The 20,376-nt window shown below is 39.4% G+C and carries 22 protein-coding genes; 7 read left to right on the top strand and 15 right to left on the bottom strand.

Going from position 1 to position 20,376, the window contains the following annotated elements:
• The first annotated feature begins 196 nt into the window (after positions 1 to 196).
• Complete coding sequence (locus tag MWU84_RS04645) at positions 197 to 1,144, top strand: TerC family protein (protein ID WP_246898813.1); 948 nt, start codon at positions 197 to 199, stop codon at positions 1,142 to 1,144.
• 6 nt (positions 1,145 to 1,150) lie between these two features.
• On the opposite strand, the gene MWU84_RS04650 is transcribed toward MWU84_RS04645, so the two are convergent.
• From MWU84_RS04650 to MWU84_RS04715, 14 genes are all read right to left on the bottom strand, one after another.
• Entirely contained in the window at positions 1,151 to 1,408 is a 258-nt protein-coding gene (locus MWU84_RS04650; protein ID WP_246898815.1) for a phosphopantetheine-binding protein, read from the bottom strand.
• Positions 1,409 to 1,410: 2 nt separating this feature from the next.
• The gene (locus tag MWU84_RS04655; protein ID WP_246898817.1) at positions 1,411 to 2,688 is read right to left on the bottom strand and encodes a beta-ketoacyl-[acyl-carrier-protein] synthase family protein; all 1,278 of its coding nucleotides are present in this window, start codon (positions 2,686 to 2,688) and stop codon (positions 1,411 to 1,413) included.
• A complete protein-coding gene (locus MWU84_RS04660; RefSeq protein WP_246898820.1) occupies positions 2,685 to 3,134 on the bottom strand; it encodes a hydroxymyristoyl-ACP dehydratase in 450 nt (149 codons plus the stop codon). The genes MWU84_RS04655 and MWU84_RS04660 overlap by 4 nt, the downstream gene beginning before the upstream one ends.
• Positions 3,135 to 3,214: 80 nt before the next feature.
• On the bottom strand, positions 3,215 to 4,270 hold the full coding sequence (locus tag MWU84_RS04665) for a type III polyketide synthase (RefSeq protein ID WP_246898822.1): 1,056 nt from the start codon (positions 4,268 to 4,270) through the stop codon (positions 3,215 to 3,217).
• Positions 4,257 to 4,988: a methyltransferase domain-containing protein gene (locus MWU84_RS04670; protein ID WP_246898824.1), complete on the bottom strand. Its 732-nt coding sequence runs from the start codon at positions 4,986 to 4,988 to the stop codon at positions 4,257 to 4,259. The genes MWU84_RS04665 and MWU84_RS04670 overlap by 14 nt, the downstream gene beginning before the upstream one ends.
• Positions 4,988 to 6,109 carry an NAD(P)/FAD-dependent oxidoreductase gene (locus MWU84_RS04675; protein ID WP_246898826.1) on the bottom strand — a complete coding sequence of 374 codons (1,122 nt, stop codon included), beginning with the start codon at positions 6,107 to 6,109 and terminating at the stop codon, positions 4,988 to 4,990. Before MWU84_RS04675 ends, MWU84_RS04670 begins: the two co-directional genes overlap by 1 nt.
• Before the next feature lie 71 nt (positions 6,110 to 6,180).
• Positions 6,181 to 6,876: an OmpA family protein gene (locus MWU84_RS04680; RefSeq protein WP_246898829.1), complete on the bottom strand. Its 696-nt coding sequence runs from the start codon at positions 6,874 to 6,876 to the stop codon at positions 6,181 to 6,183.
• Positions 6,877 to 7,001: 125 nt separating this feature from the next.
• Complete coding sequence (locus MWU84_RS04685; protein ID WP_246898832.1) at positions 7,002 to 7,496, bottom strand: lipocalin family protein; 495 nt, start codon at positions 7,494 to 7,496, stop codon at positions 7,002 to 7,004.
• Positions 7,497 to 7,848: 352 nt separating this feature from the next.
• Positions 7,849 to 8,226, bottom strand: a complete 378-nt coding sequence (locus MWU84_RS04690; RefSeq protein ID WP_246898834.1) for a hypothetical protein — start codon at positions 8,224 to 8,226, stop codon at positions 7,849 to 7,851.
• Positions 8,227 to 8,228: 2 nt separating this feature from the next.
• The gene (locus tag MWU84_RS04695; RefSeq protein ID WP_246898836.1) at positions 8,229 to 8,648 is read right to left on the bottom strand and encodes a GreA/GreB family elongation factor; all 420 of its coding nucleotides are present in this window, start codon (positions 8,646 to 8,648) and stop codon (positions 8,229 to 8,231) included.
• 24 nt (positions 8,649 to 8,672) lie between these two features.
• A complete protein-coding gene (locus MWU84_RS04700) occupies positions 8,673 to 9,956 on the bottom strand; it encodes a Glu/Leu/Phe/Val dehydrogenase (protein WP_246898838.1) in 1,284 nt (427 codons plus the stop codon).
• 359 nt (positions 9,957 to 10,315) lie between these two features.
• Positions 10,316 to 11,650: a sigma-54 dependent transcriptional regulator gene (locus MWU84_RS04705; RefSeq protein WP_246898840.1), complete on the bottom strand. Its 1,335-nt coding sequence runs from the start codon at positions 11,648 to 11,650 to the stop codon at positions 10,316 to 10,318.
• A 4-nt stretch (positions 11,651 to 11,654) separates the two neighbouring features.
• Positions 11,655 to 12,752 (bottom strand): HAMP domain-containing sensor histidine kinase, encoded by a 1,098-nt coding sequence (locus tag MWU84_RS04710; RefSeq protein ID WP_348647849.1) that lies wholly within the window; start codon positions 12,750 to 12,752, stop codon positions 11,655 to 11,657.
• Between the two features lie 34 nt (positions 12,753 to 12,786).
• The gene (locus tag MWU84_RS04715; protein ID WP_246898843.1) at positions 12,787 to 14,763 is read right to left on the bottom strand and encodes a dehydrogenase E1 component subunit alpha/beta; all 1,977 of its coding nucleotides are present in this window, start codon (positions 14,761 to 14,763) and stop codon (positions 12,787 to 12,789) included.
• Between the two features lie 126 nt (positions 14,764 to 14,889).
• Between MWU84_RS04715 and MWU84_RS04720 the strand changes: the two genes are divergently transcribed.
• The 6 genes from MWU84_RS04720 to MWU84_RS04745 all read left to right on the top strand — a co-directional run bounded on the left by MWU84_RS04720 (position 14,890) and on the right by MWU84_RS04745 (position 19,816).
• Positions 14,890 to 15,840 carry a 2-oxoglutarate and iron-dependent oxygenase domain-containing protein gene (locus MWU84_RS04720; protein ID WP_246899052.1) on the top strand — a complete coding sequence of 317 codons (951 nt, stop codon included), beginning with the start codon at positions 14,890 to 14,892 and terminating at the stop codon, positions 15,838 to 15,840.
• Between the two features lie 77 nt (positions 15,841 to 15,917).
• Complete coding sequence (locus MWU84_RS04725) at positions 15,918 to 16,523, top strand: DinB family protein (RefSeq protein ID WP_246898846.1); 606 nt, start codon at positions 15,918 to 15,920, stop codon at positions 16,521 to 16,523.
• Positions 16,524 to 16,634: 111 nt separating this feature from the next.
• Positions 16,635 to 16,964 carry a translation initiation factor gene (locus MWU84_RS04730; protein WP_246898848.1) on the top strand — a complete coding sequence of 110 codons (330 nt, stop codon included), beginning with the start codon at positions 16,635 to 16,637 and terminating at the stop codon, positions 16,962 to 16,964.
• A gap of 73 nt (positions 16,965 to 17,037) precedes the next feature.
• Positions 17,038 to 17,970 (top strand): DUF1835 domain-containing protein, encoded by a 933-nt coding sequence (locus tag MWU84_RS04735; protein WP_246898850.1) that lies wholly within the window; start codon positions 17,038 to 17,040, stop codon positions 17,968 to 17,970.
• 1 nt (position 17,971) lies between these two features.
• The gene (locus MWU84_RS04740) at positions 17,972 to 18,847 is read left to right on the top strand and encodes a nucleoside phosphorylase (protein WP_246898852.1); all 876 of its coding nucleotides are present in this window, start codon (positions 17,972 to 17,974) and stop codon (positions 18,845 to 18,847) included.
• 120 nt (positions 18,848 to 18,967) lie between these two features.
• Positions 18,968 to 19,816 (top strand): substrate-binding domain-containing protein, encoded by an 849-nt coding sequence (locus MWU84_RS04745; protein WP_246898855.1) that lies wholly within the window; start codon positions 18,968 to 18,970, stop codon positions 19,814 to 19,816.
• A gap of 51 nt (positions 19,817 to 19,867) precedes the next feature.
• On the opposite strand, the gene MWU84_RS04750 is transcribed toward MWU84_RS04745, so the two are convergent.
• Positions 19,868 to 20,284, bottom strand: a complete 417-nt coding sequence (locus tag MWU84_RS04750) for a response regulator (protein WP_246898857.1) — start codon at positions 20,282 to 20,284, stop codon at positions 19,868 to 19,870.
• Between the last annotated feature and the right edge of the window lie 92 nt (positions 20,285 to 20,376).

The raw sequence follows: 20,376 nt of genomic DNA on the forward strand, positions 1-20,376 counted from the left end.
GCACCAAAAATCCAAGTCAGACCTACCATATATCGTATTTTATCCACATTCCATCGATTTTTATATCCATCGATATTTTTCACACTCCCAAAAGACCGTGCAATACCCTAATAATTTCCATCAAAAAGAATGTTCCTTTTTCCCTCTCGTGATTTAAAAATGATACTTACATTTGTGCCTTTAAATTGAATAATATATGCTAGTTTGGGGGTCATTTATTGGTCTGATCATAATTTTTTTAGCGTTGGATCTAGGTGTTTTCCACAAACATGAGCATGTTATTAAATCTAGGGAAGCCGGAATCTGGACCGCTATATGGGTGACCGTAGCCCTGAGCTTTAGTGGCGTTATATATTGGCTGTTCTCCAATGGTATAATTGACAACCCTACTGGGCTAACTCCCAATGGGGCGGTTCTAAAATACATAACCGGCTATCTCATAGAACTGTCCCTGAGTGTAGATAATGTTTTTGTCATTGCCGTTATATTTAGCGCTTTTAAGATTCCGGCCCTATACCAGCATAGGGTATTGTTCTGGGGTATATTGGGCGCTATTGTCTTCAGGGCCTTAATGATCGTATTTGGAGTAGCGCTGATCACAAAATTCGAATGGATCATTTATGTGTTTGGGGTATTCCTATTGTACACTGCCTTTAAAATGCTCAGGTCCAATGAAAACGAATTTCAGCCAAAAAAATCATTTGTATTCAAACAGATAAAAAAGTTATACCCTATCACTTCCACCATTAATAGCCACGATTTTTTTGTAAAGCGCATGGGGGTCAATGCAGCCACACCTCTTTTTGTTTCCTTGGTGGTGATTGAGTTGACGGATATACTTTTTGCTCTGGACAGTATCCCTGCAATTTTAGCCATTACGGCCGACCCTTTTATTGTTTTTAGCTCCAACATCCTAGCTATTCTTGGATTGCGATCCATGTATTTCCTAATTTCCAGAATGTTGGAAAAATTCAGGTATATTAACTATAGTCTAGTAGTAATTTTGGCTTTTGTAGGATTAAAAATGTTGTTCTCCCATCACATTGAAGTCCCGGAGTGGGTTTCCCTTACAGTGATATCCGTATCCTTGGTAGCTGGAATAATCTCCTCTCTTCTCATCCCTGAAAGCAAGGCAGGGGAATAGATCCAATTATTTTTTATCCTGTAATTTTTGATCTATAATATTTAGGGCATCCCTTACGGTTTGCATTTTGTCCATGTCCTCATTTTCCAATCTTATTCCAAAAGTATCTTCTACATCCAGTACAATATCGACCAAATTAGCCGAATTAATGTTAAGTTCATTAACAAAACTACTGTCCTTCCCAATGGCCTCGACCGAGACATCTTCAGGAAGATATATGCTAACAATATCCTTCAGTTGGGCCAAACGTTGATCATCCGCCATAATTAAATTTCTTTATAATCCTTAAAGATAATACAGGCATTTACATCTCCAAATCCAAAACTTGCCTTTGCCATTATTTTAGGTTGATAGGAAATCGTTTTTTGCGGTATCCTGGAAGCATCTACCAATTTTAGGATATCTGGATGTATGTCTTGACAGTTCCGATTCCCAAAAACCAGTCCCTCCCGGAATTGCAAAAGGGCCGCTACACATTCCACGCTACCCGCTGCGGCCAGACAGTGGCCCACCAGTCCTTTTGTGGCGTTTATGAACGGGAAATCTTCTCCACTGCACTCCAACGCCTCACTCCAATTTCTAATTTCTTCGGCATCTTTCGAGGTCGCCGTTAAATGGCCGTTAATAACATCCACTTCGGATTTTTTGACCCCTGCATCCATCAAGGCCTCCAGAATGCATCTCTGGACCGCTTGGCTATTGGGAGCAGTCATACTGCCTGTACCTCGTTGTCCACCACTATTTACGGCACCTCCCAAAACCTCTGCATAAATCTTGGCCCCGCGCTCCAATGCACTGTCCAATGATTCCAACACCATGGCCCCTGCCCCACTTCCTGGGACAAAACCTGAAGCACTGGCACTCATAGGCCTACTGGCTTCTTCTGGCTTGCCATTGTAATTGGATGGAAGTATGCGCATGGCATCAAAACCTCCCCAAATATATGGGCCACTGTCGCTACAGCTGCCCACCAGCATCCTTTGCGCCTTCCCGGACCTAATACGCTCTACCCCCATAATTGCCCCTTCCGTACCTGTAGCACAAGCCGATGAATTGGTGGTCACTTGATTGCCACATCCCAAAATTCCGCCAAGATAGGCACTGATACCGCTGGCCATGGTCTGCATAACTGAATTGCTGCCCAAACGGCGAGCATTGTTATCATCGATTAGATAAATAGATTCCCGTAGTTTGTCTATTCCCAAAATTCCGGTTCCGAATAATATTCCGCTGTCCCAATCAGGTTGATCCCTATCAGCTTTGTCCAGACCAGCATCCAACCAGGCATCCGTCCCGGCCATGACACCGTAAACCAAGCCACTGGAGTTTAATCCCCTTAGTTGCAGAGCGGTAAAATAAGATTCTTTTAAACTTTCCGTTATTTCCGGCTTTCCCGCAATTTGACACCCTAACCCCAAGTCTGCCAAATCCTTATGAAAGCTAATTCCACTAATTCCTTTAATCAATGAATTACAAAAATTAGACAAACCCACCCCGTTCGGAGCACATATACCAAGTCCGGTTACCACTACCCGCCTTTTCATATAACCTTAATTTTCATCATTCCGGACAATACCCCCTTGCAAACCAATTGCCCTTGCTGATTGTACATTTTAACATCGCACTGCAATTTATTGAATCTGAAGAAAACCTTTTTCGATTTCACAGTTACCGTTTCCGGCGGAAAGACCGGCAATAAAAACTGCATTTCGGAACTACTCATGGCTACCTGAAAATCTTTTGAATTCCCTTCTTCCAAATCTAGCAAGTGAATCCCCAAACACACCAATCCTATCTGCGCGCAGCATTCTGTTAGAATCACCCCAGGTGTAACTGCCTGTTCCTTGAAGTGTCCTTTATAAAAAAATTCATCCTTTTTAAAAGTATAACTACCTTCAACCGCCTTCTTGTTTACCATAATAAGCTTATCTACAAACAGAAACGGATTGGTATAAGGTAATTTTTTTATTATATCATTTATAATAAGCATGCAATAAACATTTATTTAAACTATTACTTAATATAAAATTGGTCGTTAAAATATCCTGGCCTTTTCAATTTAGGATTATCTTACCATTCCAGCAAAACCCTTTGGGCCGAGAATCCGGGACCAAAACTCAGCATCAACCCTTGATCCCCTTCCGGAATACTCTTATCCATAAAACGTTCCAGAACATAAAGCACCGTTGCGCTGCTCATATTACCATATAAACGCAGTGTTTCGCGAGTATCGTCCAAATTCTTGCCCAATGAACCAAACAGGCATTCCACGGTCTCCACAATTTTCTTTCCTCCGGGATGAAATATTAAATGATCCACTTTTTCTATAGTACTTCCATATTGCTTCAAAAATGGATGGATAATTCCCGGGAAATGATCGGAAATCGTTTGGGGCACCAGAGGATCCAGAATCATTTTTAGACCTGAATTGGTTAAATCGAAACCCATTATTTGGGTTGCATTCGGAAAATGATACATGTCCTCCCCAACAATTCTTGGCCCTTTTGCCTCTTTTTCCGAAGATACCAACATACAAGCGGCCCCATCGCCAAAAATAGCGGCACTTACCATATTTGCCATAGAGTAATCATTGAGCTGAAAAGTAGCGGTAGGACTCTCAACGGCAACGATGGCCGCCCTCTTTCCGGGGTTGGATCTTAAAAAATTACAGGCATAAATTAAACCGCTAATACCTGCCGCGCAGCCCATCTCCGTAACGGGCAACCGAACAATATCTTTTCTGAGTTCTAAATCATTTATTAGATAAGCATCCAAGGATGGAATCATAAGACCCGTGCAACTAACCGTAATTATATAGTCTAGGCTATCTGCCTGCCAACCGCTTTTGTCAAGGGCCTTCTGCAGGACAGTCCTGCCCAACTTCTTGACTTCACGGATATATACATTGTTTTTATCTTCGAACGAGCTAGCTTCAAAAACCTCTTCAGGGCTCATTATACTATAGCGTTTGTCTACAGCGGCCCCTTCAAAAATTTTAAGCACCTTACGTTGAAATCGCTTATCCATGCCGTTCAACCATTTCTCCACAAAAGGCAAAATATCCTTGGTATTTCTGCTGTATTGTGGCAATGCTTTAGTTACTGCAACTATTCTAGTCCCGCTCATATGCCAACTGTTTTCCATTTGTTCTTATGATCCATAGGTATCTAAATGCCCACTTCCAGCGAATATCATGTTCTACATTGGGCAGACTAAAAGAAAAAGTTACCAAATCCAATTTGGTAAATGCACTTTTTATGGAAACCAAACCATCATGTTTCGCTATTTTGGTTTTTATAAAAATAAGGCTAAAGAGTTGAAAAAGACGAAATGAGAGTTTACTTCGTTGCAAATCATTTATAACAATACCCAGTCTGCTCAGCTTTATAAACTGATTAAGAAAAATGGGTATTTTATCGGAATCAAAATGATGCATTGTTAGGGTACAAAGTAGAATATCGCATTGTAGATCCGTTGTTTCCGGGGCCAGAATATCTTGCTCCAAGAATCTTATATTGGAATATCCCTTCAAATTTTCTTTGGCCAAGGCTATGGATTTGGAATTTAAGTCGATCCCTATTAAATTCAAGGCCACAGGTTTGTTCTTGAAAAAAGCGGCAACCTTCCCCAACATGGCCCCATCCCCACAACCCATATCCAAAATAGTGTAGGAGTTCTTGGGATTTTCTTCAATTATTTTTTCAATAGCCTGCAGGGAAAGGGAAAAACCACGCAAAAATGTATTGACCCTATTTATGTCCGCATAAACCTCCTTCAACAAAAGCGTATCCAAATGAGGGTCGTCCATTAGCTCCCTCTTACAACTACGTCTCTTAAAATTCATTAACATTGGATAATTTGTCCATGGGTATTCTTGATCAGCTTATTTACAATATAGGGAGAATTCGCCAGTATACCCATAGCTAAATTGGATAGCTTTGGGTTGAGCAATAGATCCTGTAGCTGTCTTCCCATCCATAGTCTCTTGGCGAACACATTATTCCATTGTGTTTCATAATCCTTTTCCAACCGAGTTCGATTCTGCAGTCCATTTTTAAAATAAGCATGAATCAATTCCGAGGCAATTTTAGCGCTGTGAATGGCCATAGCCATGCCATTACCGCACAAAGGATGTATAAGACCCGCAGTATCCCCGCACATAATAACATGTTTCTGTACTGGCTTTTTTTTATGAAATGAAATCTGCCCTATGCTCAGCGGCCGATCAAATAACATCTCGGCATCATTTAGAAATGTGCCGAGATATGGATTCCTGGCGATAATATTTTGATTAAAGCCGGCAATATCCTTCTCTTTTTTGAAGCTATCGTAAGAAACCAAATAACAAAAATTTACGGCCCCGTTCTCCGTTTTGGACAGACCGCCGTAACCGCCCCTAAAATTATGGATTGCCACCAAATTATCAGGAAAGGAGTCCAACTTATAATGCGCCTTAACACCTAACCATGGTGATTTTAGCTGTATAAAATCGCGCTGCAAATCTTTATCCAACACCCCTCTCTTCCCATAAGCCCCTATGACAAATTTGCACCCGTATTCCTTGCCAGGTTCTACACCTATCTTAAAGTTATCATTTTCATAGCTAATGGAGGATACACTATTAAAAAAAACAGTTGCTCCCAAATCCAATGCCCGCTGATATAAGAGGTTGTCCAAAGTATACCTACTTATACCAAATCCTCCCATAGGCAATTTAGCCCTCAAAGCTTCGCCCTTCTCCGTACTGAGGAGCATTTCATTCAGCTGAAATGTTTGTGGCAACGAAACCCCCAAAAACGTCAAATAAGGCGTCACTTCATTGGAAATATACTCTCCACACACCTTATGATGGGGATATTGTTTACTTTCAAAAACAGCCACGCTGTAATTTTCCCTTCTTAAATGAATAGCGGCCGTTAAACCGGCCAGGCCACCTCCTACAATAATGACATCAAAATTATCCATCAATAAAAGGTAGTGAAAATAAACAAAAAAAACCCGACGAATTACGCCGGGTTTTATATAAGGAAAATAATTTATTGTTTCGCTTTCTCCAAGGCTTCCTGTTGTAGGTCCTCATTAGCCACGATGACCAATTCTACCCTGCGGTTTTTAGCCTTACCTGCAGCCGTACTATTATCGGCCTTGGGTTGCGATTCTCCATACCAGGTTGTAGTTAATCTACTCCCTGAAATACCATTGGCAACTAGGTAGTTGGTTACAGACTGCGCCCGTTGCTTGGACAGGTTTAGGTTGTAGTCATCTGGCCCAGCACTGTCGGTATGGCCTTCTATCAATATATTGGTATCCGGATATTCTTTTAAAATCCCCACCAATCGATCCAATGTTGTAGCCGAGGTACCTTTAACATCAGATTTATTGGTATCAAAATAAACACCGGCCTCTTCATTGAAGGTTACGTTAATTCCTTCACCTACCCTAGTGACCTCCGCGCCTGGAATCTCCTCTTCAATACGTTCTGCTTGACGGTCCATTCTGTCGCCGATATAACCCCCGGCAACACCACCAACAACAGCTCCAATGATTGCTCCCAAGGCTGTATTGTTGCCTTTTCCAACATTGTTGCCCAAAACACCACCGATTACAGCTCCACCGGCCGCACCTGTTGCTGCTCCCCTTTGCTTATGACTCGTATTCTTAACTGCTTGACAACTACTGAACGTAGCTAAAATCATCACAATGGATAAACTACTTACTATTATTTTTTTCATTTGATTTAATTGTTAATTGTTATTTCCAAATATTCTTTGGACGAATACATCCATCCAAACAGAAATCGTGCCAATCCCGGCTTAACCGCATTTCCGATTTAAAATATCTTAGTCGTTATAATTTATTAGGGTAGGTCGTTTTTTGTAAATTCATATACCACAGTCAATGGTTGGCCCTCCACTGAAACTTTTGAGGTCAATCTCAACTGTTGATCGGTGAGTTGTTCAATATCCAATCTATATCCTAAACCTCCGGATATATCCTTATACTTCTCATCGATAAATTTAAATTGCAACTGACTGGCCATTCCAGGCCTGTCAACAACGGACCAACGGATAAAGCGCTCCATACCATCGCAATTACTGTTGTTAGCCAACATATAACTACCTGTACTGTTATTATTTCTGAAAAACCAGGTACTGCCTTCGAAACATGTGGCATCCGAATCATTAAAAAGCACGGATTTAAAATTTCCCTGTCCCCCTTGATAAGAAACATTGTTCAAAATCCAGTTACCGCTCAAAACATTTCTATCCTGTCTTGCCGCCTTGGATACCGAACAGGAGGTCATAAGACCAGCCATAAAAACCACCAAAAATATAAGCTTTTTTAAATGCATAATTTTCATATTTATAATTTGAACATATATACGTTGAAAGTGGAAAAAAAGTATACCACAGCCTGTTTAATTATGAATATAAAAACTAAGAGCTTCAGGCACAGAATCCTCTGAACAACTTATTTTTTCAAAACTATTGTTAAGGGTCATGTTCGCTTTGCTCCAAAAAAGATATTATTGACTGTCCCAAGTAATGATAGTCACTTTAAGGAAGATAACCATCCAACAACGCAGCCAAAAAAGATAACACCAATACTCTTAAAAAAACAAGGGAAAGCATTGCTTTCCCTTGTGCATTAACAGCCAAAACTCTAATCTTAAAACCAACAAACAGACTGCTAACAAAACAACTTTATAATTTTACCAAAATCTGGGTATGTAATTCCTCCTTCAATTTATGGGACGCCTGCAGTATAGTCCTGTATAGATTCCGATATTCTTCGTGTTTGTTCACATAATAAATATCACACTCCATATCTTCACACTCATGCAAATTGACCATGGAACTCTTATACCGGTAAAATACACCTAGATGCAATTTGTTTTCCAAGGTCAATTCTGTCAGCTTACCGACCATGTCATCGTCATTTCCCAATTTTTTGGCAATGTTGATCAGAATTTCCAGTTCCCCGACGTTATTTACCAGATGATCTATCCAATTGCTCAGCTCCAAGGCATCTTTTCTGGCAATTAACCTATCATCCGAATCATGCTCATAAAACACTTCCATAATTACAATAAAATATCAGAATTAATAGTGCTGTGTTGCTGCTTTACATCCGCCACCTTTAGGGTTTGCTCCCCATTTCTAAACTCCCAAACAATATCGTCCCCTTTGGCATAGCCGATAACCGCCGCCCCCATAGGCGTTAAAATTGAGATTTTACTGTTCTTGAAATCACCCTGCGATGGTATCACCAACTGAAACTGTTTGGACCACCCGTTAACGGCTTGGATCGTAACCATAGAATTAAACCTAATGACATCTTTGGGCATTTCTTCCTCTCCATAAACCACTGCGGACTTCAACTCCTCGGTTAGCTTTGCAATGGAATTCTTATAGGTATTATCCGTATAGAAACCGGATACATTCACTAAACGCTTTAATAGGACAAACTCCTTCTCTTCCAGCACTAAATTTCCGTACTTCATAATTCTGATTTTTTTTAAATTGATTTATGGAAATATCCCTCGTTGAACATAGGCCTTTTCTATTCTCTCAATAGCAATGATATAGGCTGCAGTTCTCATATCCCCGTCCCTGTTTTCGGCAGTTTCATATACCTTTTCAAAGACTTCCTTCATTTTCTTTTCCAGTTTGGCCAATACTTCCTCCAATTGCCAAAGCTCCCCGTTTCTATTCTGTAACCACTCAAAGTAGCTACCTATAACGCCACCGGAATTACATAGGATGTCCGGTATAATACCTACTCCATTTTTGAGCAAGATCTCCTCACCTTCCACATCGGTAGGGCCATTGGCCCCTTCGGCCACTAAAAAAGCCTTGATTTTACCCGCATTCTCAGCTGTTATTTGATTCCCCAATGCAGCAGGAATACATATATCGCAATCCAATTCAAAAAATTGATCCTTATCTACCCCATGTGCAGAAGAATAACCTACAATACTACCTTTATTAGCCAGCATATATTGGGACAACTTGGACACTTCAATACCTTCGCTGTTGGCAATACTGCCATAGGCGTCCTGCACCCCCACCAATTTAGCTCCTTCGTTTTCCAAGAAATAGGCCGTCCAATAACCCACATTACCGAAACCCTGAACAATAAACCTCTTATGCTTAAGATCTACCTTTTTCTTTTCGGCCCATAATTTTATGTTCAGAAAAACACCATAGCCTGTAGCCCTATCCCTACCTTCGGATCCACCTGACCCCAAAGGTTTTCCAGTAACCACATGCTGATTTTTAGACCTTTCCGCAGGCGATTTAGTGGACATATAGGTATCTACGATCCATGCCATGGTCTGTGAATTTGTATTTACATCCGGCGCGGGTATATCGTGCTCTGGACCAATATTATCACCCAAGGCATATGTAAACCTTCGAGTAATCCTTTCCAGTTCTGCATTGGAATATTTGGAGGGATCAATTTGGATTCCCCCTTTTGCTCCGCCATAGGGTAAACCTGCCAAAGAAGTTTTCCAGGTCATCCACATAGCAAGGGCCTTTGCCGCATCAATATCAACGGTCGGGTGATAACGAAGACCACCTTTATACGGTCCCAATGCATTATTGTGCTGTACCCTATATCCCGTAAATACTTCCACATCCCCATTATCCATTTTAACAGGAAAATGTATCAGTAATTCATTATTGGTAATACTAAGTATTTTTCTAATATTACTATTTAAGTTAATAATATCGGCAGCATTATTGAATTGACGCATCACGTTTTCCAACATGCCTTGTTTCGATTCTATTTTTGACTTTGTAATCATAAATTTTTGTTTAGAATAATCTCACTTCTCTTTTAAAAGCCACTTGATTTCCTACAGGAACTGCCTTTGAATCCGTAGATTCAAATTCATTGCAGCTCCAAATATGTTTTTTATTTTTTGTAAGTACACATGTTTTGAAATACTCACAACTTGGACATAAACTAGTGTTGTTTCCCATACCTGTGTATTTTAGAATTACACTAATGGCAACTAGAATGCCACAAAAAAGACAAGCCCCTTTCTTAATATTCAAATAGCTATATATCAAAGCATTAAACATAATACAATGATCTTTACTTGAATATATTTATGGTAAAAATTACCCAGCTGGGTAATTTTTACCCACTTAAGAATTGAGATTATTGGATTTTTTGACGTAGTGTTTTGCGATCGATCTGTAGTATTTCCGCCGCCTTTGATTTATTGTAGCCAGTAGCTTCCAAAACTTTTAAGATATACTTTCTTTCAGCTTCCCTTAAAGGCAATAAGCCGTCTTCCGGAAAATCTATTTTGAATTTCAAATTATCCGGTAAATTGTCGATTTCGATTCTTTTGTCGCACATTATTACCGCCCGTTGAATTACGTTTTCCAACTCCCTGATATTTCCCGGCCAAAGGTATCGTTCCAAAAGCTCCAAAACCTCAGGAGCTATATTGACCAACCTATCTTTATACTCCACTCCGTATTTTAAAAGAAATTTCTCCACCAACAATGGAATGTCTTCTTTTCGCTCCCGGAGGGAAGGAACATTGATTTCCACCACCGTCAACCTATAATAAAGGTCTTCCCTAAACAATTTTTTTTGTACTTGAGAGTACAAATTACTATTGGTAGCTGCAATGACCCGGATGTCGATTTTTTCTATTTTTTGGGAACCCACCTTTACAACCTCCTTTTCCTGCAAGGCCCTGAGCAATTTGGACTGAACGGATAGGGATGCGTTGCCTATTTCATCCAAAAATAGGGTACCCTTGTCGGCCGCCTGAAAAAAACCGTTACGGTTTTCATTAGCCCCCGTAAAAGCTCCTTTGGCATAACCAAAAAGCTCGGCCTCCAATAGGCTTTCCGGAATAGCACCGCAATTCACGGCAATAAACGGAGCTCTTGAGAATTTACCCATATAATGTACGGAACGGGCCACCAATTCTTTTCCGGTACCACTTTCCCCGTTGATCAGCACGGTTGCTTTGTTGTCTTTTACCCTATCTATAATATCGGTTACCTTTTTTATTGCCAAAGATCCACCAATGAGCTCCCCATATGCATCCATATTCTTTCTTTTAGGGCTTGAAGCCTCTTTGGAACCCACCTTTGTGGAGGGATGTCCTAAAAATGATTTTAAGACCGCTTGCTTTAATTCCTCTTTGGTAAAAGGTTTGACCAGGTAATCCAAGGCCCCTGATTTTATAACGCTCATAGCGTCGTCTACAGAAGGATAACCGGTAACCACTAATTTTGGCAATTGGGGGTAATGCTCGGAAACGTATTTAACCAACTGAAGTCCATCTACATCCGGCATTTTAAGGTCCGTAATCAAAAGGTCTATTTTGGAATCCTTTAGGATTACCAGAGCCTCCTTAACGGAAACGGCCTTATAGGTATGGTAATTAAAAGATTGAAGGTGTCTATGGATCAGCTCCAATATATTTACATCATCATCAACGATCAATACGTTCTCTTTATTAAAGCCCATAATCTTAATTCTTTGGAAAATCAACGGTAAATATAGTTCCTTTAGGTTTGTTGGATCTGTACTTTATGGTCCCTTTATGACTTTTTACTATACCATGTACAACACTTAACCCCAATCCCGAACCTTCACCAACCGGTTTGGTACTATAAAATGGCTCAAAGATCCTGTCACTATTTTTGGGATCTATACCTGGACCTTCATCCGTTATAATTATTTCCACTTTTTTATCGGTTTCCCTTACATCTATCTTAATCCCGCCCTTAACAGGAGAAAAATATATGGCATTGAGCACCAAGTTAAAAATAACCTGTGTCAACTGAATTGTGTCTACCCTAAGAAAAATGGGTTCGGGACTCAAATTGAGTTCGTGAACAATTTTCTTTTTCTTGATACTGGGTTCCATTAAATTAACGGCATTGGCAATTATGGGGTTTATATTGACCAAAGTCATTTGCTGGGGCATTTCACAGGCAAAGAACATCAGCTTTTTAACCACTTCCCTAGAAAATATGGCACTATTTATAATTTTATCCATATCCTTACAGGCTTGGGCATCCTCTTTTATCCGAGTTTTCAATAATTCTGCAAATCCAAGTATATTAGCTAAAGGGGTATTTAGCTCATGGGCGATACCAGCGGTAATTTCGCCTAAAATACCTAGGCGGTCCGCTCTTTCCATTTTGCGCTTAATAATTATCTCGTTGTCCTTGATCTGCTTTCTTTCCAAAAGATTGCCTACCTCCAAACACACGTTTCGAAGCAATTTTTCTTCTTCCTGCAAAAAATCATCTTTGCTATATTTTGGCCTGGGATAGGCTACCTGTATTTCTCCCACCTTTTTGTTAAATACTTTTACAGTCGACTCCAGGTACACCGGATCGTCCGGAAAATCTGTCGTGACTATATTGTACTGATCGGTATTGAGCTTAACCTGGGCGGCCTCACTAAAAAGCCAAGCTTTCTGCAAACAATGCAGAATCCCCTTTAGTGCATCTTCAACTTGATCATAGTCGCAATTCACGATTATAGAGGTTACTTCATATAAGCAAGTAAGCTCCTTTATACGCTCTTTAAGTTTTTCTTCTGCTGTAATCATCTGCATATTAATCCGTTTTATTTTGCTGGAGGCATTTTATTTAATAGGATATCAAGTTTAAAAGCTCCCTTGCGAATCTTTCCTTGGGCAGATAATTGTTTTCCAAATTTTTAGCAAAAGGAATAGGGGTTTCCAAACTGGCAACCCGCTTCACGGGTGCATCCAAGTACTCAAAACAATTTTCTACCACCAAGGCAGAAATATCACTGGCCACGCCGCCAAACAGACTATCTTCCTGTAAAATAATAAGTTTGCCCGTCTTTTTTACGGAAGCATAGATAGCATCCATATCCATGGGCTGCAAGGTCCTAAGATCTAATAGATCAGCCTTTATTTCCGGATTATCATTTAGCGTTTCCAAGGCCCAATGTACACCCAGACCATAAGAAACAATGGTAATATCTTCACCCTCCCTCAATTGGGTAGCCTTCCCAAAAGGTATGGTGTAATAATCCTCTGGAACATCTTGGTAAATATTCCTATAAAGTCCCTTGTGCTCAAAAAACAACACAGGATTGGGATCATTTATGGAAGTGGTCAAAAGGCCCTTTGCATCATACGGAAAGGCCGGATAGACCACTTTTAATCCCGGAGTCTTTGTAAACCAGGCCTCATTGGTCTGGGAATGAAAAGGTCCTGCCCCCATGCCTGCTCCACAAGGCATTCTTATTACCACATCTGCATGCTCTCCCCATCGGTAATGCACCTTGGCCAAATAGTTTACAACAGGGTTAAATCCTGTACTTACAAAGTCGGCAAACTGCATTTCCACTACCGATTTTACTCCGTTAATGGAAAGGCCCATTGCTGCAGAAACCACTGCCGATTCACAAATAGGGGTATTTCTGACCCGGTGCTTTCCAAAGGCCTCCACAAAACCCTCGGTAATCTTAAAAACTCCGCCATAATCTGCAATATCCTGCCCCATGACCACTAAACTTTCGTGCCTTTCCATAGACTGTTTCAATCCTTGGGAAACAGCATCGATCAATCTAATATTTTTGGTTGTGGAATTGTGTTTAAATACCTGATAATCAAACTTTTTATAAACATCCTTTAATTCCTTTGTTTCATCTACTTCAATCTCATTCTCCGCAAAAGCTTTTTTTAGATCGTAGTCGATTTCGGCATATATTTCATTTTTAAATGTTTCTATTAAATGGGCCGAAAGAATCTTTTCCTCCAAAAGAAAGTTTTCGAAATTTACAATGGGATCCTTTTCCTCCCAAGCATCCAACAATTGCTGTGGGACATATTTGGTTCCACTGGCCTCCTCATGGCCACGCATCCTAAAGGTTTTAAATTCCAATAATACGGGCCTAGGGTTTTTCCGCATACTTTTGCAGAGTTCATCGACCATGGAAAATACCTCCAAGATATTGTTGCCTTCCACCATATGCGATTCCATTCCGTAACCTACACCCTTGTCCACCAAATTTTCACATCTGTATTGCTCATTTGTTGGGGTGGACAAACCGTAGCCGTTGTTCTCTATACAAAACAATACGGGCAAATTCCATACCGCAGCTAGGTTTAAGGCCTCATGAAAATCGCCCTCGCTTGTACCCCCCTCTCCCGTAAAGACAGCGGTGACCTTATTATTCTGTTGCAGCAGATCTGCAAGCGCTATCCCGTCTGCCACCCCCAGTTGAGGGCCTAAATGGGAGATCATACCCACTATTTTATATTCTTGGGTTCCGAAATGAAAGCTTCTATCCCGTCCTTTGGTAAAGCCATTCCCTTTTCCCTGCCATTGGGAGAAAAGACGGTGTAAAGGTATATTCCTTGTGGTGAAAACACCGAGATTCCGATGCATGGGCAATATGTACTCATCATCTTTCAAGGCACTGGTAACCCCTACCGATATGGCCTCCTGTCCTATGCCGCTAAACCATTTGGTTATTTTTCCCTGACGTAGAAGGATCAACATTTTCTCCTCTATCAAACGTGGCTTTAGCATCCGTCGATAAAGTTTCAATTGCATGGCCTTATCAACACTATCTCCTTTATATTGCATGTTATGTTTTTATTCTTTTTGGCTTAAATAATTTATAAATGTAACAAAACGGAAAAACAAAGTCGAATAATATTTCAAGAAGATTGCCCATAATTATTAACTTTGATTTAATTAAAAATAATGATGATGAGTGCAATACCAAGTGTAAATCTTGAAGACTTTATTTCCGACGATAAAAATAGAAAAGATAAATTCATTAAAGAGATAGGAAGTGCCTTCGAGAATATTGGATTCGTAGCCTTAAGTGGTCATTTTTTGTCCGAAAAATTGGTGGAAGATCTCTATTCCGAAATCAAGAAATTTTTCAACCTACCACAAGAAGTCAAGGATAAATATGAAATTCCCGGGATTGGGGGACAAAGGGGATATACTTCTTTTGGAAAAGAACATGCCAAGGGAAGAAAGGAGGGTGACCTGAAGGAATTTTGGCATTTTGGACAGTATGTGGAAAATAATCCAAAATTGGAAAAAGAATACCCTGCCAATGTAGAGGTCCAAGAGTTGACCAATTTTAATGCCACTGGAAAGAAGACCTATCAAATGCTGGAAAAAACGGCGAAATTTGTTTTGCGGGCACTTGCCCTTCATTTAGACCTAGAGGAAACCTATTTCGACGATTATATTAAAAATGGAAACTCCATTTTAAGGCCTATACATTATCCTCCAATTCAACAAGAACCCCAAAATGCCGTTAGGGCTGCGGCCCATGGGGATATTAACCTAATTACCCTATTAATGGGAGCCCATGGAAAGGGACTACAGGTAAAAAACCATGACGGAAAATGGGTAGATGCCATTGCCAAACCAGATGAATTGATGATCAATGTAGGGGATATGCTTTCCCGTTTAACCAATAATAAATTGAAATCCACCATACACCAGGTGGTCAATCCTCCCAAGGAACTATGGGGTACTTCTAGGTATTCCGTACCATTTTTCATGCATCCAATTAGCGAAATGCCCTTAAATTGTTTAGAGAATTGTGTGGATAAAGACCATCCAAAACAATTTGAAGACATTACCGCTGGCGAATTTTTGCATGAAAGACTGATCGAATTAGGCTTAATTAAGAAGTAGATTACAAATGATCCAAGCTTGGTTATTGCCTATAGAATTAAACAATTATTAGTATTAACAATTTAACCTTGGACACTATGAAAAAAGTAATTTTACCGATCGTATTATTGGCGGTTATGGCATTTGGAGTAGTTAAATCTACGCTGACAGACGCCGAACGGGAATTTGCCGTAAAAGAATTGACAAAATCCCATGATCACTTTTTAAACACTTTGGAAGGTTTGAATGAAGCACAACTTAATTACAAAGTGACTGATGATTCTTGGTCCATTGCGGAATGTGCCGAGCATATTGCAATTTCTGAAAACATGATCTTTGGTATGCTTCAAGGTACTTTGGCCAATGAGGCAGACCCTTCCAGACGTTCGGAAGTTAAGGTCTCCGATGAAGGATTAATTGCCATGATTGAAGACCGTAGCAAGAAAGTAAAAACAGGCGAGGCCTTTGAACCATCAGGGAAATATGGCAGTTTTGAAGAAACTGTGGAAGAATTCAAATCCAAACGAAAGGAACATATAGAATATGTTAAAAGCACTCAGGATGACCTGCGAAACCATTACCAACAACTCCCTTTTGGAACCGTAGACGCCTATCAAATACTTTTGTTTATGTCCGGCCACACCGAAAGGCATATTAAACAAATGGAGGAAGTGATGGATGACGAGGACTTTCCAATGGAATAGTTCCGTTGCCAACTTAATAAGACCCACTCCTGCAAAAAGTTCCAATTTTTGAAGGATGGGTTTTGATTTTTACGCTGAAATGCTATTTTAGCATAATCTTTAAAATTTAAAATGGACTTAAAGGATCAATTGAAGAATCTATTTCCGGATCATGAACCAACTGAGGATGAACCGAAAAAAGATACCGAAAATGCAATTTGGTTGCAGAAAGAACCTATCATCTGCAAATATGAAAAAAGAAAGGGCAAACCTATAACCATTTTAGAAGGGTATACAGGGGCAGATGAAGATTTTAAAAAATTGGCCAAAGAACTTAAAACCAAACTTAGCGTAGGCGGAAGTTTTAAGGACGATTCTATAATTATTCAAGGGGATTATAGAGATAAAATAATGAAAATCTTACAAGAAAAAGGATTTAGCGTTAAACGCGTTGGAGGTTAGATTTTTGTTAATTATTTTTTGATATTAAGATAAAACACTACTTTTATTAGCCACAACCTAAACCACCATAATAATGAGTTCCCAATTACATATTACAAACGGTGATATACTCACCAACAAATTAAGCACCCTGAAATTGGACGGGGAAATTATTACCTGGCGTGAAATGTTATGTGAGGGTAAGACAGAGACCAATGTTGGGAGCGAATCATTTTGGAAAACTAGGTTTGAATTTTTAAACAAGAACTATAAAGTTTCCAAATCCTGGTTTATTGATAAAACCCTAAAAGAATACCGTACCCTTTGTAATCACAAGCAGGAAGACCGGATTATCCTTTGGTTCGATTACGATCTGTTTGATCAAATAAATATGTTGGCCGTAATTAGTTGGCTAAAGACCCATAGGCCTTATGCCGAAATTTCTATGGTTTCCAGTGAAGAAGAAGAGAATACTATTGATTTGTTGGGGCTTGGGGAATTAACAGATGACCAACTTCGCAAATTATACACCAAACCCACACTTTTAACCCAGGACGATATAGAATATGCCGATTATGTTTGGCAGTTGTATTGTTCCGATAACCCAATTAGACTAGAGAATCTTAAGGATTTTGACAGTTTCCAATTCTCCCATCTTTCTGGAGCTATCGAAGCACATTTGATGCGTTTCCCAACTATAAGAAATGGTCTCAACGAAGTAGAAAATAATATTTTGCGTTTGGCACGTAGCGCCAAACCAAAAACCAAGCTCGAATTGCTGAACACGGTTCTAAAGAATCAAGGTCGTTATGGCTTTGGTGATACCCAATACGAAAGGGTTATTACCAAGTTAAAGCCGCTTTTCACCAATTTCAATCCCGTTAGACTTTCAAAAAAAGGTATGGAAATCTTGGAAGGAAAAACCAGCTATTATTCCTGTATCCAAGAAAATGATGCCTATTTGGGTGGAGCTCTAAAATATAATTTCCTATATAACTCTGAAACAGACCGCATACTAAAATTGTAAAATGAAATTTGGTTCTTCAGAGCTAATCCTAAACGCAGATCATAGCGTATACCACCTTAATTTATTACCTCAAGACCTAGCAGATACGGTAATTACCGTTGGCGACCCCGATAGGGTAAAACAGGTTTCCCAATATTTTGATAGTATTGAACTAAAAAAAGGGAAACGGGAATTCCTTACCCATACTGGTTGGCTCAAAAACAAACGCATTTCCGTAATTTCCACCGGTATAGGCACGGACAATATAGATATTGTTCTTAATGAGCTGGATGCTTTGGTCAATATCAATTTTGAAACAAGGACTATAAAAAAGGATAAAACCCGATTGGATATTATCCGTATCGGCACCTCAGGTTCCATTCAGCCCAATATTCCAGTAGATTCATTTTTGCTAAGCGAATTTGCCATTGGCCTGGACAGTCTTTTACATTTTTACGATAGTACCCATATTCAACACCCGGAGATACAGCAAGCATTTTTAAAGCACACCAACTGGCTGAAAGACAAGTCCAACCCCTATGTTGTTGCATATGATAAATCTTTAGGAGATTTGTTTATCTCGGACAGAATCCAACTTGGCTTTACCGCCACCAATGTTGGGTTTTACGGACCCCAAGGCCGAAGTTTACGATTAAAACTGGAAGATGAAAGCATGAACTCCAAATTGGCCAGCTTTAATTATAATAATAAGAGGATTACAAATTTGGAAATGGAAACATCCGGAATTTACGGTTTGTCCAAGTTATTGGAACACAGGGCGGTTTCCCTTAACTGTATCCTGGCAAACAGACCCAATGGGGAGTTTTCCAAGAGACCGGATTTGGCAATAGATGAATTAATTAAATATGCGTTGAACAGAATAACTCAAGACTCCTAAACAAATAAATGTATTTAATTGATTGCTAATGTCTTATGTTGTTTAATTTACAATAAAACATTAAACGATATCTTAGAGCACATACTCCTAATAAGTTAACCAACAAAAAAATAAGTTGATTTGAAAAATGTAAGCATCATTGGAGTTCCCGAACACTTTAATTTTCCTTGGCAATTAGCTATTGAGGAAGGAGCTTTTGAGGCGCGTGGAATTAAATTAATATGGAAGGATATTCCGGAAGGAACCGGTAAAATGGCCCAATTGCTAAAAGAAAACAAAACCGATTTGGCCATTATCCTTACCGAAGGGATTGTAAAAAGTATTACCGAGGGAAATCCCTCAAAAATTGTACAGGAATACATAGCTACTCCCCTCTTATGGGGTATCCATGTAGCCGATAAAAGTGACTATAATACTTTAACCGATTTAAGAAATAAGACCGCCGCCATTAGTAGATATGGGAGCGGCAGTCATCTCATGGCCTACGTAAATGCCAAAAACCAAGGCTGGGACACCAATGAATTAAAATTCGAGGTGGTCCACAATTTAGATGGGGCCGTAACTAGTTTAACGGAGGGCAAGGCCGACTATTTTATGTGGGAACACTTCACTACAAAACCTCTGGTTGATAAAGGGATATTTAGAAGAATTACAGATTGTCCAACACCTTGGCCTTGTTTTGTAGTTGCTGCCACGGATAAATTTATCAATGAAAATCCAGGCACTTTGACCCATATTCTGGAGATTATTAATATATATACCACAGATTTTAAGCAAATTCCCAGCATAGACCGTACTTTGGCCAATACCTACAACCAGCAGTTGGAGGATATTACACATTGGCTATCCTTAACCGATTGGGGACATAGGAATATCAGTAAACAGAATTTGGAATTGGTACAAAATACTTTAATTGACTTAAAGCTTATTGAAAAAATAACTCCTAGAACGGAGATATTGTATAAATGAACTTAAAAAAAGCAGAACTTGAATTTATTAAGGCGACATCCTTATGTTCCCCTAATCGTAAAAATAGGCTTGGATTATGCTTCTAAAGTTAATATCCGATAAAGGTTTGTGAAGACACTCCTTAACACGGGGATTGGATAAGGCCTTATAAGTAACCTCTTCGCAACCATTGGCTGTTAAAACAGCTATTACAATTTTTTCTTTTTCTTCTTTTCTAAATAGAATATCAAAAGCCTCCAAAAATTGCCATCCGTCCATTATGGGCATTTCAATATCCAAAATCAAAAGAAAACTTCCCTGATCTATATCATTAATATTTGACTCTATAAAATCCAACGCCCTATGGCCGTCAGTAACAGTATCTATTTCCAGATCTGGAATTAGTTTTTTTAAAAAAAGTTTATTGAGCATATTGGTTGTTCCGTCGTCATCAACCAATAACACCCATTTTAATCTAGTAGAATTCATTAACTTATTAATATTTAATATCACAACTGCTTTTGTAAATTATGTGAAACCAATTCAAAAAAAGTACAAATATATATTTAGTTCATTGTACA

Origin of the sequence: Arenibacter sp. F20364, from assembly GCF_023015905.1 — a bacterium.
Taxonomy (GTDB): domain Bacteria; phylum Bacteroidota; class Bacteroidia; order Flavobacteriales; family Flavobacteriaceae; genus Arenibacter.